Origin of the sequence: Actinomadura sp. CNU-125 (genome assembly GCF_001942465.1) — a bacterium.
Classification (GTDB): domain Bacteria; phylum Actinomycetota; class Actinomycetes; order Streptosporangiales; family Streptosporangiaceae; genus Spirillospora.
The window spans coordinates 1-12,637 of record NZ_MKJY01000561.1 but is presented as its reverse complement, the minus strand read 5'-3'; the positions used below and the strand labels follow the sequence as shown (position 1 = coordinate 12,637).

Annotated in this window: 16 protein-coding genes and 1 riboswitch; of the genes, 7 read left to right on the top strand and 9 right to left on the bottom strand. The window is 69.0% G+C overall.

Going from position 1 to position 12,637, the window contains the following annotated elements; genetic code table 11:
• Positions 1 to 47: 47 nt before the first annotated feature.
• From BJF79_RS41260 to BJF79_RS41245, 4 genes are all read right to left on the bottom strand, one after another.
• Positions 48 to 998: a M56 family metallopeptidase gene (locus BJF79_RS41260; protein WP_075905597.1), complete on the bottom strand. Its 951-nt coding sequence runs from the start codon at positions 996 to 998 to the stop codon at positions 48 to 50.
• Positions 995 to 1,369, bottom strand: a complete 375-nt coding sequence (locus tag BJF79_RS41255) for a BlaI/MecI/CopY family transcriptional regulator (RefSeq protein ID WP_075905595.1) — start codon at positions 1,367 to 1,369, stop codon at positions 995 to 997. Before BJF79_RS41255 ends, BJF79_RS41260 begins: the two co-directional genes overlap by 4 nt.
• 82 nt (positions 1,370 to 1,451) lie before the next feature.
• Positions 1,452 to 2,138, bottom strand: a complete 687-nt coding sequence (locus BJF79_RS41250) for a class I SAM-dependent methyltransferase (protein ID WP_075905593.1) — start codon at positions 2,136 to 2,138, stop codon at positions 1,452 to 1,454.
• 89 nt (positions 2,139 to 2,227) lie between these two features.
• Positions 2,228 to 2,821, bottom strand: a complete 594-nt coding sequence (locus BJF79_RS41245) for a hypothetical protein (protein WP_075905591.1) — start codon at positions 2,819 to 2,821, stop codon at positions 2,228 to 2,230.
• A gap of 426 nt (positions 2,822 to 3,247) precedes the next feature.
• Here BJF79_RS41245 and BJF79_RS54630 point away from each other — a divergent pair, with 426 nt between their 5' ends.
• The 4 genes from BJF79_RS54630 to BJF79_RS41235 all read left to right on the top strand — a co-directional run bounded on the left by BJF79_RS54630 (position 3,248) and on the right by BJF79_RS41235 (position 5,429).
• Complete coding sequence (locus BJF79_RS54630) at positions 3,248 to 3,835, top strand: multicopper oxidase domain-containing protein (protein ID WP_316043546.1); 588 nt, start codon at positions 3,248 to 3,250, stop codon at positions 3,833 to 3,835.
• Positions 3,832 to 3,900: a hypothetical protein gene (locus BJF79_RS64120; RefSeq protein ID WP_262403357.1), complete on the top strand. Its 69-nt coding sequence runs from the start codon at positions 3,832 to 3,834 to the stop codon at positions 3,898 to 3,900. The genes BJF79_RS54630 and BJF79_RS64120 overlap by 4 nt, the downstream gene beginning before the upstream one ends.
• 160 nt (positions 3,901 to 4,060) lie before the next feature.
• Entirely contained in the window at positions 4,061 to 4,807 is a 747-nt protein-coding gene (locus BJF79_RS41240; protein WP_143220847.1) for a F510_1955 family glycosylhydrolase, read from the top strand.
• 199 nt (positions 4,808 to 5,006) lie between these two features.
• The gene (locus tag BJF79_RS41235) at positions 5,007 to 5,429 is read left to right on the top strand and encodes a hypothetical protein (protein ID WP_143220846.1); all 423 of its coding nucleotides are present in this window, start codon (positions 5,007 to 5,009) and stop codon (positions 5,427 to 5,429) included.
• 76 nt (positions 5,430 to 5,505) lie between these two features.
• On the opposite strand, the gene BJF79_RS41230 is transcribed toward BJF79_RS41235, so the two are convergent.
• A complete protein-coding gene (locus BJF79_RS41230; protein ID WP_075905585.1) occupies positions 5,506 to 6,144 on the bottom strand; it encodes a TetR/AcrR family transcriptional regulator in 639 nt (212 codons plus the stop codon).
• A gap of 91 nt (positions 6,145 to 6,235) precedes the next feature.
• Between BJF79_RS41230 and BJF79_RS41225 the strand changes: the two genes are divergently transcribed.
• On the top strand, positions 6,236 to 7,777 hold the full coding sequence (locus tag BJF79_RS41225) for an MFS transporter (protein ID WP_075905583.1): 1,542 nt from the start codon (positions 6,236 to 6,238) through the stop codon (positions 7,775 to 7,777).
• Between the two features lie 114 nt (positions 7,778 to 7,891).
• Here the strand turns inward: BJF79_RS41225 and BJF79_RS41220 are convergent, their stop codons facing one another.
• The gene (locus BJF79_RS41220) at positions 7,892 to 8,662 is read right to left on the bottom strand and encodes an alpha/beta fold hydrolase (RefSeq protein ID WP_075905581.1); all 771 of its coding nucleotides are present in this window, start codon (positions 8,660 to 8,662) and stop codon (positions 7,892 to 7,894) included.
• Between the two features lie 108 nt (positions 8,663 to 8,770).
• Here BJF79_RS41220 and BJF79_RS41215 point away from each other — a divergent pair, with 108 nt between their 5' ends.
• Both BJF79_RS41215 and BJF79_RS41210 read left to right on the top strand, forming a co-directional pair.
• Positions 8,771 to 9,154 (top strand): BlaI/MecI/CopY family transcriptional regulator, encoded by a 384-nt coding sequence (locus BJF79_RS41215; RefSeq protein WP_158079449.1) that lies wholly within the window; start codon positions 8,771 to 8,773, stop codon positions 9,152 to 9,154.
• Positions 9,151 to 9,945 (top strand): M56 family metallopeptidase, encoded by a 795-nt coding sequence (locus BJF79_RS41210; protein ID WP_075905579.1) that lies wholly within the window; start codon positions 9,151 to 9,153, stop codon positions 9,943 to 9,945. The genes BJF79_RS41215 and BJF79_RS41210 overlap by 4 nt, the downstream gene beginning before the upstream one ends.
• Before the next feature lie 57 nt (positions 9,946 to 10,002).
• Here the strand turns inward: BJF79_RS41210 and BJF79_RS41205 are convergent, their stop codons facing one another.
• The 3 genes from BJF79_RS41205 to BJF79_RS41195 all read right to left on the bottom strand — a co-directional run.
• The gene (locus BJF79_RS41205) at positions 10,003 to 10,782 is read right to left on the bottom strand and encodes a peptidoglycan recognition family protein (RefSeq protein ID WP_143220845.1); all 780 of its coding nucleotides are present in this window, start codon (positions 10,780 to 10,782) and stop codon (positions 10,003 to 10,005) included.
• A 382-nt stretch (positions 10,783 to 11,164) separates the two neighbouring features.
• Positions 11,165 to 11,313, bottom strand: a riboswitch (cyclic di-AMP (ydaO/yuaA leader).
• A 204-nt stretch (positions 11,314 to 11,517) separates the two neighbouring features.
• On the bottom strand, positions 11,518 to 12,042 hold the full coding sequence (locus tag BJF79_RS41200; protein ID WP_075905639.1) for a carboxymuconolactone decarboxylase family protein: 525 nt from the start codon (positions 12,040 to 12,042) through the stop codon (positions 11,518 to 11,520).
• 58 nt (positions 12,043 to 12,100) lie between these two features.
• Positions 12,101 to 12,637, bottom strand: a 537-nt coding sequence (locus BJF79_RS41195; RefSeq protein WP_143220844.1) for an MFS transporter, incomplete at its 5' end; no start/stop codon positions are given.

Here is a 12,637-nt window from a genome sequence, read left to right as displayed (position 1 = left end):
GGAAGAACGTCGGACGGAGTCGCGCCTGCCGAGGCCGTTCGTCCGCGTCAGCCGGGGAAGTGGCAGTGGCGTTCGAGGAGGGCGGTGATCGCGGGGTTGGCGGCGAGCGCGAGCGGAAGGGCGGCGAGCAGCGCGATGCCCACGCCGCCGGTGAGGCGTCCCGTCCGGGACAAGGGGTCGTGCGGAGCGAGCAGACGACGTACGCGCAGCAGCGCGGCGCCTCCGCCCGCGCCCAGCGTCATCGCGGGCGCCCGGCCGTTGGCGACGGTCACCAGCGCCGCCGCCAGGGTGACCCGGTCGTGCTCGCGTGCCGCCACGTCGTCGGCGAGGAGTTCCAGCAGCCGGGGGACTTCCGTGCGCGCCGCCCGCAGCAGCGGGACACCGGGGAACGCCCGGCCGAACGCCATGGCCGTGTTGATCGCGAGGTGATGGCGGCCGGCCAGGTGCGCGTGCTCGTGCGCGAGCACCGCCGACAACTGCTCCTCGTCGAGGTGCTCGAGGGCGCCCGTGCTCAGCACGACGCAGCGGTGGCGGCCCGGCACGCAGTAGGCGAGCGGCTGGTCGTACTCGACGACGAGGGCGTTCAGATCACCGTGCCGCCGGGCCACGATCGCGAGCGTGCGGGCATGCCGACGTCGCTGGCGCGCGGCGGAGCCCAACGCGAAGAGGACGTGCCCGGCCGTCCAGAGCAAGAGCGCGCCGGACACGAGGAGCCCCGCGTACCCGGCGATCGGCTGAGGAGCGCTTTCGTAATGCACGCGGAGCATCAGGCGGCACGCTGCGAGCAGATCGGACAAGGCGTGCGGCGCCTCGACGATCGGTACCGCCAGCATCAGCCCCGCGAGGATCACGGCGCCCAGAACGGAGGCCCCGGCCGTCTGCCACGCGAGAGCGCCCAGCCGCGGGGCCCGTTCGGCCCAGCCGCGGGCGCGGAGCAGACGTGGCCCGAAAACGCCCAGCAGGAGCGCGTAGCCGAGCAATGCCGTGACCGCGGTCACTCGTCGTCCCGGGGCCGTACGACCTTCAGTGCCGCCCGTAGGGCTTCGCTCTCCCCGGGGGACAGGTCGGACAGGAAATGCACCAGCGCCGCGGCCTGGTTGTTGCTCGTCGCGAGCGCCTCTCGCATCAACTTGGCCGTGTAGCCCTCGCGTGAGGCGACGGCCTCGTAGACGTAGGCGCGTCCCGCTCGCTTCCGGCGCAGCCACCCCTTCTTCCGAAGGTTGTCCATCACGGTCATCACCGTGGTGTAGGCGATCGTCCGCTCCTTCTGGAGGTCCTCGAGGACCTCGCGGACGTTGGCCGGCCGGGCGTACGACCACATCCTGTCCATGATCGCGGCCTCCAGGTCGCCGAAGCGCTGCCCGGCCATGACGCACCGCCTTCCGACATCCGTGGGCTGACCGCCCGCATACTACAGTCGATAGAATTTGTCTTCGTTGGGTGAAGCCTGATCAGAGGGCGTCCACGACTCCCCACACCACTCCGATACCCGGCGAAAGCTGCCGATGGCCCACGCTCCGGTAACCCGCGTCCTGGAGGGCCTCGATCCAGAAGTCTCCCGTGGCCGGTGATTCGCGCAGTGCATGGAGCGCCGTGGGGAAGAACCGTCCGGCGCTCCGGTCGATCCGCCCTCTGCCGCCGCGTTCCACCCCACCTGTACGCAAGCGCCGCGAACCGGACTCCTCCTGCCGGTGACGCATCATGTCTCCGATCACCAGCCTTCCCCCGGGACGAAGCCAGCGGCGGATCCGGGAGACGAGGGCGCGCTTGTCGGCGTTCATGCAGTGGTGGAGGGCGAACCCGGACACCACCAGGTCGCAACTCCCCCGGGGCATGACGAGTTCGATGATCGGGACGGCCTCGACCCTGATGCGCGGAGGGTCGAGCTCCTCCGCCCGGGCCGCGAGCACGGCCCGCAGCCCCTTGGACGATTCTATCGCGATGACCTCCGCGACTTCGGCCGACAGCGGAACGGCGAGCGCCCCGGCACCCGCACCGAGGTCGATACAGCGGTCCTGTGGGCGTGGCGCGGCCCTGAGCCGGATCTCCGTGCTCAGCGCGGCCGTGACACGAGCGGCGAGTACATGGTGATGCCATTGTCCGGCGGAGCCGGGAGCAAGTTCGGCGTCCGTGGCCATCGCACGACCTCCAGCCATTACTAGTGTGCCTCGTAGGTGACGCCGATGACCGTTCTTCGACAGTTCGATCGAGACGTCCACCGGGAGTTTCAGAGCACCGAGATGTGCGGATGGTCCATGTGGTTCTGGGTGATGCCGCCGCGATCCTCCATCTGGCGCCAGCCGCTCCCGCTACGGGCGTCCCAGATGCGCTGCCGCCAGATCACGTACTTGATGCCGAGACGCCCGGCATTGTCGACCGCGTAACGGGCGACCGAGTCACCGTGCGCGGTGGCGGACGCCGTGGGCATCTGACCGGCCGTGCTCTCCATGAAGTCGCAGGCACGTCCCGACCCGTGGTCCTGCGGGTCTCCCGGGCGGTAACAGCCGATCATGGGGAACGGACCGAACTTCTGGTCGATCTCGAGCATGACCGCGCGCATTCGCGGGGTCATGTAGGTCCCTACCAGGGGCGACTTCGCCTTTCCCGAGACGCCGTCCGGACGGCCGCGGGACGGGTTCTCGGCACGGAACTTGGCGAGCAGCTTCCGTACCTTGCTCCGCTTGCCCTCCAGTTCGGCGATCTCGCGGCGGACTGCCTCCACCTTCTTCTCAGCGGTTCGGCGGGACTTTTCGGCCTCGAGGGCCAGCCCCGTGACGGTCTGGATGCGGCGGCCGCCGTCGCGGGCGAGGTACTCGAGCACGACGCACCGCGGAGAGCCGCTCCGTCACCGGCGAGCAGGGTCGGCAGCGAGTCGCGAGCGCCGGTCATGTAACTGCCCGCCGCCAGTGAGCGAACCTGGGCGCGAGCCGTTTTCGATTCGCGGTCGAGCCGAGCTGCTCTACTTGTGGCCCTCGCGGCGCCGTCCTGTAGGTCTTCCAGGGTCTCGATACGCCCCCGGTAGTCCTTCTCCAAGGCTTTCTTGCGCTTCTCGAGCTCGGCCAGTTGCTCGGCCGGGTCCTTCTTGGGCCGGGTGGCCACCGCTCGCGCCGAGGCCGGTTGCGCCATCGCCACGCAGACCAGCGCCATCAGGAACGCTACGCAGCGGCTCGCCGCCCGCGAGCGGCGATCCTCCGAGAACGACGACCTAGACCGCGCCATCAATGCGCCCTCCAGTAATCTACTATGAATGATAGTAGATTACTGGAGGTGTGGAATGCGGGCCATAGGCGCTATGTGGGCTGACCGTGGCATGGAGATCGTGGCCATCTACTATCGTTCAAGGCGATGTACGAGCTGGGGAGCGCCGGTCGCCCCCGTTCGGCCGACGGCGGCCGGGCACGGGGCCCGCAGCGTGTCCTGGCGCCGTTGCTTCTCTGCTGCGCGGTCATCCTCGGCATGTCAGCGATGCTCCTGCGGTGGACGTCCGTACCCGCGAGTTGCATCGCGAGATCGTCGGGTACGACGGCCTGCGTCCGGCCGAAGCGGTGCGGCTCAAGGAACGGCGCCCGGATCGGACGGTGCGCCTCGGGCTGATCGGCGGGATGATGAAGTACGACTGGGCGATCAACGAGCGCAAGTACGACCCGAACACCTGTACCCGGTGCGTTCAGGGGTGCGGGTGCGGCTGTCCTTCGTCAACCGGACGACGATGCGGCATCCCCTGCACGGGCACACCTTCGCCATGGTGCCGACCGGAGTGCGACACCGTGATCGTCCTGCCGAATCGCACGCTGCACGTCGACTTCGACGCCGACAATCCCGGCCAACTGGATGATCCACTGCCACAACGTCTACCGCGCCGATTCGGGGATGATGACCCTGCTCGGCCACCGGGCATGAGAGGGGTCTCCCCATGAATCCGCGTTCTCCGGCAAGACGGCCCCTCTTCGCGGTGGCCGTGGTCATGGTCTCGACCGTCCTCGCGGCGTGCGGCACCAGTACGGGAGATGGTGCCGCAGACTCGCATGCCGGGAACGGCACCGGCACCGGGACCGGGCACGTGCACGCCGTCGCCGTGGACCCGGCCGACGAGTCGATCTACGTGGCGGCCCACAACGGACTGTTCAAGATCGAATCACCGGATCGCGCGATGCGGGTCGCGGACAATCGCCAGGACACGATGGGTTTCACCGTCATCGGGCCGCGGACGTTCCTCGCCAGCGGTCACCCGGCGCCGGCTGATGCGGCCAAGGGCGCCCCGCCCCACCTCGGCCTTATGCGTTCGACCGACGCGGGACGAACTTGGACATCGGTATCCGAGGCCGGCGAAGCCGACTTCCACTCCCTCCAGCAGGCCGGATCGACCCTGTACGGCTACGACAGCCAGACCGCGAGCGTCCGGCGCAGCGAAGACAGTGGCCGCACATGGACCGACGGAGCCCGGGTCGAGGCGAACGACCTGGCCGCGCACGAGCGGGAGCCGGAACGGCTCTACGCGGCCACCTCGCAGGGCGTCCAGGTGAGCGAGGATTCGGGGGCGACCTTCGAGATCCTGCGGGAAGCACCCGACCTGACACATCTGGACGTGCTGGACGACGGGACCCTCATCGGCGTCGCTCCCGACGGACGGATCCAGATCGGCGCGGAAGAAGAAGCGTGGCGAAGCCCCGGCCAGATCGCCGACGGACAGGTCTCCGCCTTCACGGCAGTCGATGGAAAGCACTTCCTTGTCGCGGGGCAGGACGGCACGGTCCATGAGTCCCGCGACGGCGGACGCACCTTCGACATCGCCTACCGCGCGGAGTGACCACGGCGCGCGTGCTCTACCGAGCCGGCGCCGACGATGACCGCCTCTCCAGCCGATCTGCTTAGGAATCTCAGAGCAGACCGGCCAGAGAGGCGGGTTCATCGGGATTGATCGGGGTTCTTCTTGCGCACTGCCCCTCCACGGCACGGTCGCTGATCTACTATTTAGCTTAGTAGTAGTTCTCGATGAGGGGGCGGCGGTGCGGATTCCCAAGCGAGTCGATGCTTCGTTGGGCTGGCTGGAGAAGCATCGGGGCGCCCTCGCGGCCACGGTGGCTCTCGTCGCCACGGCGGCCTCCGTCATGTGGTGGCCGCCCCTCGCCGGCTTCGTCCTCGGAATCGCCGCCGGGGGCTTCGGCGTCCATCTGCGCAGGGCGAACCGACTGGCGAAGGCCAAGAGGGAGGTCGACAACCTGTTGCGGGAGAACGGAGCCCTCCGTCATCGCAACACCGTCCTCAGCAGTGGTGTCATTGCCCAGGGGACGCAGGTGACCCACAAGTTGATGCCTATCGTCGATGAAGTGGGCGGTCGTGACGAGCCGGACGGCACCCGGCCGTTGCCGGAAGCGGACGACGAGCCGGCGGATGCGGGAGCGCCGGAGTCACGGACCGAACCGAAATGACGATCACTTGCGGTGCCGCGTATTCAGGCGTCGTCGGGGCGACGCCGCGAGAACGGTGGAAGGCGCCTCGTCGCGGTCAGCGTGTGACCGTTGAGGGGGCGAGGAACGTCGAGGTGATCATGGTCACCAGCCATTCGGTGACCTGCGTCCGCTCGGCGGGCGGCGCCGGCCGGGACGCCAGGTCGGCGAGAGTGCCGGTCTGGTGGAGGGCGAGCAGTCCGACCATCGCGCGGTAGCGAAATGCCACCTCGTCCTCGATGAGGTGGGGAAGAGCCTTTGCCAGCGCCGACAGGTAGAGGCCCTCCACAGGGTCGACCTGCTCCGCGAACAAGCGGCGGATTTCACCCTCGGGCTCGAACACGACCCGGCCGATGAACCGCGCGACGTGCGGGCCGCGTTCGCCGTGCCGGTGCACCAGTTCCGCACTGGGGACGACGAAGGCCCGGACCAGCGACGCGACGTCCGCGTCACCCCCGGTCGCCCGCATTTCCCGCAGCGCTTCCAGCCGCTCCTCGTTGACGGGGGCCATCGCACGGTCGGCCACGGCCCGCAGCAGCCCTTCCTTGCCGCCGAAGTGGTAGCGGACCGCCGCCACGTTCGCTGCCGCGGCCGCGGTGACGGCGCGCAGGGAGGTGCCGGCGAAGCCGCGTTCGCCGAACAGTTCCTCGGCCGCGTCCAGGATCCGGCTTTTGGTGGCGTCACCGGCTGTACTCACGGGGCCAAGCTTAAACGATCGTTTGACTTTGCGGGGACCGACGTGCTTGATTTAAACGATCGTTTGAATCTCTGGGAAGGGTGTGGTGTCCATGACGTTCGCCGAGACCGAGCCTCGGCGCGATCCGCCGAGCGCGGGACGCGACCGCCGGCTCGTCGTGCTCGCGGTGATGTGCGTGGCGCTCACCGCGGTGGTCGGTATGCTCGTCTCGCTGGCGGTGGCCCTGCCCGGCCTGGGGCGGGATGTCGGTGCGACCGAGGCGCAACTGCAGTGGGTGATGAACTCCTACGGTGTCGCCTTCGCGGGGCTGCTTCTCCCCGCGGGCGCGCTGGGCGACCGGTACGGACGCAAGGGGGCGCTGCTCGCCGGTCTGCTCGTCTTCGCGGGCGCCTCACTGGCCGTGCTGTGGGTGGACGACACCGGCCTGCTCATCGCATTGCGCGTGGTCGCCGGTGTGGGTGCGGCGCTCATCATGCCGATGACGCTGTCGATCATCACCAACGCGTTCCCGCCGGAAGAGCGTGGTCGCGCCGTCGGCGTCTGGTCCGGGGTGTTCGGCGGCGGAGGGTTGGTCGGCATTCTCGTCGCGGGCGGACTGCTCGAGGCGTTCTCGTGGCGGTCGCTGTTCGTGTTCAACGCGGCGTTGGCCGCCGTGGCACTCGTCGCCACGGCGTTTTTCGTCCGGACATCGCGGGACCCTGGCGCCACGCCCCTCGACCCGCCCGGTGCGGCCCTCTCGGTGACCGGTGTGGCCGCTCTCGTCTTCTCGATCGTGGAGGGGCCCGAGCGAGGATGGACGGACCCCGTCGTCATCGCGGGTTTCGCGGTGGCCGCGGCCGGGTCCGTGCTCTTCGCCTGGTGGGAACTGCGCGCCCGACACCCCATGCTCGATCTGCGAGTCTTCCGCCTGGGCGGTGTGTCCGGTGGGTCGTTGGTCATCGTGGTCGAGTCGTTGGTGACGTTCGGCCTGTTCTTCCTCATCCTGCAGTTCCTGCAGCAGATCCTCGGCTACTCGGCGTTCGAGGCTGGCCTGGGCCTGCTCCCGCTGGCCGTCGCGATGATCGTGATCTCGCCGACGGCGCCCCGGCTCGGGCACCGGTACGGCCTCGTGCCGGTCATCGGCCTGGGAATGGTGATCATCGCAGGTGGGCTGGTCGTCCTGTCTCTCATCGACGCGGGCTCAGGGTTCTGGCCGGTCGCCGTGGGCGGCGCACTGATCGGGGCCGGAGTCGCCTACGCGGCCACGCCCGCGACGGACGCGATCGTGGCCGCGCTCCCGCCCGCTCGGCAGGGCGTGGCCGCGGCCCTGAACGACGTCACCCGCGAGCTCGGGGCGGTGCTCGGCATCGCGATCCTGGGCAGCATCTTCAACAGTGGCTACCGCACCGGGGTGACCTCGGCGAACGCTCTTCCGGCTCCTCTCCGCGACATGGCCGCGGACTCGCTCGCCGGTGCGCTCCTCGTCGCCGAAAGGATCGGCGGACGGCGGGGAGCCCGGCTCGAGGACGCCGCGAGGGACGCCTTCGCCTCCGGCATGAGCACCGCCCTGCTGGCCGGTGTGGTGATCGTCGTTCTGGGAGGGGCCTGTTCTCTGCTTCTGCTGTGGCTGGGCACCAAGCGGTCGGATGCCTGACGATGCCGATCGGCCTCGTTCGCAAGACGCTGGGTCGCCTCGTCGACCTGCTATGCATCGCCGAACTCGGCCACATGGAATCGTCCGGCCCCCGCGCCCAAGTCGTCCTGGGCTCTATCCGGCTGCGACGTCGCGCAGTGACGCCGTGAACCGGGCGATGTCCATGAGGTGCGGGAAATGGCCCTCCACGTTGTAGACCTCGCAACGGGCCTGGGGCATCAGCTTCCGCAGCCACGAGTCGTGGCCGGGCCAGGGCTCGCGGCTGAAGACGGCCAGATAAGGGGCGGTGATGCTGCGGGCGCTCGTCTCGATCCAGGTCTGGAGGCCCTCCGGGGTGGTGGCGAGCATCTCCTGCTGCCAGCCCCGGACGACGTCCGGCGTCGGCTGGGGTGAGACGAGAGCTCGGTGGGGTTCCGGGATGGAGTCGAGACTCATGCTCGCGATGAGCAGTTCGGTGAGCTGGACGAGCTGTTCATCGTCGAGTGCCCCCGCCGCTCCCAGACGTTCGGCGAGTTCGGCCACGGCCAAGGGCTGATCGACGTTGACCACGGCGCGGACCGGGTGGCGGGCCGCGTATCTGGTGGCGAGGAGGGCGGCGGCAGAGTGGCCGACGATGACCGGGTCGCCGACCCGGAGATCGCGGACAAGAGCGTCGAGGTCGGTCGCGACCTCGTCGTAGGCGTACCGGCGGCGCGGCGAGGAGGCGCCATGGCCGGGGAGGTCGAGCGACACGACGATGTGGTCCCGGGCGAGATTCTCGGCGACCGGCCGCCACATCGCGCGATCGAACATCATGCCGTGCAGCAGGACGATTCCGGGACCTGAGGCTCCGCGGCGTTCGTACGCCCACGTGCCCTCGGGACCCGTCCAGACATCTTCGACCATCGCTCGCGCTCCCCTTCGTCCAGAACTACTATCGGGCAATAGTACGAGTGAGCATAGTAGAAGATCCCGATTGCTACTATCGGTCGGTAATAGTGGAGGTGTGGAGAGGTGACCGATCTTGATCGGGCCGTTGGCCTGCTCGGCCCGCTCGAGGCCAAGATCATGCGGGCGGTGTGGAACGGGCGGGTCGGTGACGTCTTCGTGGTGGGCGACGTCCATGCGCTGATACCCGACCTCGCGTACACCACGGTCATGACGACTGTGCGCAGGCTCACGGAGAAGGGTTTGCTGGTGGCACGGGCGGAACCCGGGCGCCGTGCCCACGAGTACCGAGCCGCCGAGAGCCCCGAAGGATTTCTCGCGCGAGGCAGTCGCGCTGAGGCGGCCGATGTGCTCGCTCGTTACGGCGATGCCGCGCTGGCGGCGTTCGCCGCGAGCCTGGCCGACCTGACCCCGGAGCAGCGGCACCGGCTGGAGGAGCTACGGGAGTGATCGTCTGGATTCGGCGCCACCCGATCGCCGCAGCCGTGTTCGTCGCGCTGATCGCGGCCCGTCCGGTCCGGTACCGCGGAGCACCTTCGCACCCAGAGGGCGACATGATCGAGTGCATCGCCGCGGCGGCTCTGATCATGCTGGGGTGTGGGCTCGTCGCTGTGACGGTGCGAGCCGTTCACGTTGCCGTCGGTGCCGCACGTGCCGTCGCCGCCCTACCGAGGACGCCCGTCCCGGACGAAGTGAACCGGCTTGCTCGCGCGGCGGGCGTCCGCTCACTTCGATGCGTCGGCGGCGAAGAGGTGACGGCGTTCTGCGCGGGATCGGCTCGACCGCGTGTCTACGTCACGACCGCGGCGATCGAGGCCTTCGACGAAGCGGAGCTTGCCGCCGTCCTCGCGCACGAGGCCGCGCACGCCAGGCGACGCGACCCGCTACGCCGATTGCTGGCCGGTGCGGTGGCGGACGTGTTCTTCTACGTTCCGCTCGCACGTTGGTGGCTCGAACGCCACGTGCGCATGGCGGAGGTCGGTGCCGACAGAGCGGCCATCGTCCACGCGGGCCGAGCCGCCGTCGCGAGTGCTCTGCTCGCGGCCGGAGACGCGACAGCAAGCGTTCCGCGCGCGTCCTTCACCGGTGCCACGCAGGCGCGCGTGGCACAGCTCCTGGGTGACCGGCCCCCCGCGATGAGGCCGGACCGCAGCCAGGTGATGCTCTCGTTCCTAGGCCTCTACGGAGCGATCGTTCTCGTGATGTGCACGGCACCGATCATCTCGAGCATGAGTTCCTGACTGCGGGACGTTGGCCATGCAAGGCCTCACGACAGTCGGTAGGTGATTCGCCTTGCCTCAGCGGAGTCGGCCTGGCGAAAGGATGGATTCGACGTAGTCGCGGAGACTCGGAAGAGTCGGGGCGAACTTGTCCCCGCAGCAGTCGGTGTCGTTGAACTTCTTGTGCGGCACGATGGCGTCCTGCGGGTCCAGGTCGTACTGCTCGCACAACCAGGCGCAGAGTTGCACCAGGGAGTCGCGCAGGCGACGTGGTGGCAGGACGTCGTTGTAGGTGCCCTCGCACTCGATGCCCACCGTGAACTCGTTGGCGCCCGCCACGTGCGTGCCCTGCACCATCTCGCCGCGTTCGGCCGCGGCGAGGCTGCCCGTTCGCCCTTCCATGATGTGACCGCCGCGGCTGATGGTGAACTGCTGACCGGTGTCGCCCCACCCCCGGTCCTTGTGCGCGTTCTGGATGGCGCGGGCGAGGTACCGGGCCCGCGTTATCGAGTCGTCGTCGACGTTTTCGGTCGACGTGTGATGGACGACCACGTACCTGGGCGGCCGCGACAGCACGGACGCCTCCCGATCGGGGTCGTCCGCTCCCCATTGGGCGGTGGGATGAACGAACGGCACGGTGGCCGAGGCTCTACGCGCGTTGCCGGGGGCGCGCGACCGGCGTTGCTCGGGCACCGCCTCGCCGGCGCCGGTGGCTGCTCGCCCGGCGGGTGAGCGTGTGAGCTCCTGGACGCCGACCGCGGCTCCGGCCGCGAGGAGGCCGCCCAGCAGAAAGGTGCGCCGAGGGGCGACACCGCTCATCAGGCTGCGGGGAGAACGATGTTTGCCGTCGTAAGACATCGGGGTGTTCCTTCGAAGAAGTCATCCCGTAATGCCGCCGATAGAGAAAAACGGCAGGCTGATAAACAGGCGTGGGTCATCGCCTGTGAAGAGATGAGGGGGTGTCGAAAAACGGGGTGTTAATCCGCCAGCCCTGGCTCAAGCCGGGCGCGGGCGAAAGGGGGAACGGGCCGACCGGGTAGAAACGAGCTCGCTCGTGCATGCCTCGTGGGGCGTGCGCAGAGTTCAGGGGCGATCGTGCATGAACGGACGTCGCCGAACGATCGGCCGTCGTTTCTCGCTATCGGTCTCGGCCCGGTGGAGGCGGCAAGGGGTGCGCGCTCGCCGGAGTCCCTGGGGCGCGATGGGCCCCTGCCAGGGAAGTGTCCTGCTCGTACAACGTTTCTCCTCTCCTTGACTGCCTACCGGGTTAGCTGACGGATTCGGACCAGGAGCAGGCCCTACCGCGACGGGAATCGCGGATTCACCCCAAAGACGGTGGGTCCCCGGCTTCCAGACGTCGGACGTCTTGGAATTAGGCGTTCGGCCGGTCGTCTTTCGATGGACGCCGACCGAGTACTAAGGAAGATAGAACATGGAAGGCCGTGCTTCCAACTCGGCCAAGGTAAAATCAAATGTTGATCTACTGGATGGCGACGCGTAGCCGCCCTCCGTATTGAGGTCCATGCCCCGGCCGGTTGCGGGGCCGGGGCGCGGGCGGACCCGGTGCCGGTTTCGGCGGTCTTTCGCCGATGCTCATCCGCCGGAGGACGGCTGGTTGCCGGCGACCAGGTTGAACGACCCGGTGAGCATGTTGAGGGTGACGAGGCCGACGACCTCACTGATGACCCGGTCGTCCCAGCCGTGCTCGCGCAGAGCGGTCACGTCGTCGGAGGTGAGCGAGGACGGCTCGGTCAGGACCCGCAGGGCGAAGTCGACCAGCGCGGCCTCGCGGGCGTCGGCCGAGGTGCCCTGCCGGGCGAGGGCGATGTCGGTCTCGGTGAGCCCCGCGGCCCGGCCCGCCTCGATGTGCGCCGCCATGCAGGTACCGCAGCCGATCCACTCCTGGAGGGCCAGCGAGACCTTCTCGCTCAGCGGGCGGGGGATCTTGATCCTTTTCATCGCCCGGGAGAGCTCTAGATAACCCTGGAGAAGGGCGGGCGAGTGGGCCATGGTACTCACCATGTCGCCGGCCGAGCCGTGGCGGTCGACGATGCGGGCGAGAAGGTCGCGGGACTTGGCGGGCGCCTCGTCGGGGGTGAGCGGTGGCAGGTTGCGCACGATCGTCTCCATCCGTGTCGGAGGGGGCCGCCGGACGCGGCCCCCTCGGTTCGTTCGGTCAGCGGGTGGTCTTCGCGCGCGGCGTCGCGGCCGCGGCCTCCGACTCCGGGCGCGGGGTCCGCAGGGTGATGGCGGCCAGTCCGGCACCGGCGAGCGCGATCAGGCCCGCGCCGATGAAGGCGGCCGAGAACCCGTCGGTGAGCGCGGGAACGTTTTCCAGTTCGTTTGCGCCGAAGGAGGCGGCGATGGCGGTCATCGCTGCCAGCCCCAGGGCCGAACCGACCTGGTAGCTGGTGTTCACGATTCCGGACGCCAGCCCGCCTTCCTCGGGCTTGGCCGCCGACATCGCGGTGCCCAGCGAAGGGATGAAGGCCAGGGACATGCCGAGCGCCGCGACGAGCGAGGCCGGGAGCACGTCCACCCAGTACGACCCATCCGGACGGACCAGCGACAGCCAGCCCATGCCCGCCGCCAGCACCAGCAGTCCGGCGACGGTGATCACCTTCGGGCCGAAGCGTCCGATGGCCCGCGGGGCCAGCACGATCATCCCGATCATGATCAGCACGGTCATCGGGACGAGCGCCGCGCCCGAGGG